This window comes from Variovorax glucosi (genome assembly GCF_051216695.1).
Classification (GTDB): domain Bacteria; phylum Pseudomonadota; class Gammaproteobacteria; order Burkholderiales; family Burkholderiaceae_C; genus Variovorax.
Genome location: NZ_JBPJZE010000216.1, coordinates 1 through 1204, shown reverse-complemented (window position 1 = coordinate 1204; position 1204 = coordinate 1). Strand labels below are relative to the sequence as shown.

The window sequence follows — 1204 nt, the reverse complement described above, 5'->3', positions numbered from 1 at the left end:
GATCACGCGCCAGAACTCGCTCCAGTCGATGGCGCCGAAGTCATGCGCCTGGCGTTCTTCGTTCCACTTGAGGTCGGGGTCGGGCAGGGTCACGCCGAGGATGGCGGCCTGCTCGACGGCGGCGTCGATGAACTTCTGGCGCAGCTCGTCGTTGCTGAAGCGCTTGATGCCCCAGCGCATCGATTGCGCGCTGTTGGGCGACTGGTCGTCCGGCGGGCCGAACATCATGATCGACGGCCACCACCAGCGGTTGACCGCGTCTTGCACCATCGCCTTCTGTGCTTCGGTGCCGTGGGTCATCATGGTGAGCAGGGCTTCGTAGCCCTGGCGCTGGTGGAAGCTCTCCTCGCGGCAGATGCGGATCATGGCGCGCGCATACGGCGCGTACGAGCAGCGGCAGATCGGCACCTGGTTCATGATGGCCGCGCCATCGACCAGCCAGCCGATGGTGCCCATGTCGGCCCAGGTCAGCGTGGGGTAGTTGAAGATCGAGCTGTACTTGGCCTTGCCGCTGTGCAGCGCGTCGAACATCTGGTCGCGCGAGGTGCCCAGCGTCTCGGCGGCGGCATACAGGTAGAGGCCGTGGCCGCCTTCGTCCTGCACCTTGGCCAGCAGGATGGCCTTGCGCTTGAGCGTGGGCGCGCGGCTGATCCAGTTGCCCTCGGGCAGCATGCCGACGATTTCGGAGTGCGCGTGCTGGCTGATCTGGCGCACCAGCGTCTTGCGGTAGTGCTCGGGCATCCAGTCTTTTGCCTCGATGAAGTCGCCGGCATCGATGTGCGCGTCGAAGCGCTCTTCGAGCCGCATTTCCTCTGCGGAGCGCACGGCCTTCTGCTTGCCGTCGCCTGCGTCCTTGCCCATGGTGTCCATTGCCTGGGTGTACATGTGCGTGTCCTTTCGGTGGGGTGTGAGGGGTGGTTCAGCGCGGGCGCGTGTCGATCACGCGGCGTGCCTTGCCGGTTTGCGTGCGTTCCATCTCGTTGGGCGCGTGAACCACCACGCGCGTGGAAATACCGATGAGCGTCTTCACGCGGTGCTGCACCCACTCGCCGATGGCGGCGCGGTCCGCCGAGGCCGCGTCGGCGGGGTTGAGCTCGCAGTGCACCTCGACCTGGTCGAGCTTGTCGGCGCGGCTCACGTGCACCTGGTAGAGGCCTGACAGCGCCTTGTGCGCGAGCACGATTTCTTCGACCTGCGTGGGGAA

The 1204-nt window shown here is 66.0% G+C and carries 1 protein-coding gene and 1 pseudogene; both read right to left on the bottom strand.

The features are described from left to right. On the bottom strand, positions 1–885 hold an 885-nt coding region (gene paaA, locus ACSFA3_RS24405; protein ID WP_435507960.1), incomplete at its 3' end, for a 1,2-phenylacetyl-CoA epoxidase subunit PaaA. 34 nt (positions 886–919) lie between these two features. Further along, positions 920–1204: pseudogene (locus ACSFA3_RS24400) on the bottom strand (phenylacetate--CoA ligase); the annotation flags it as partial.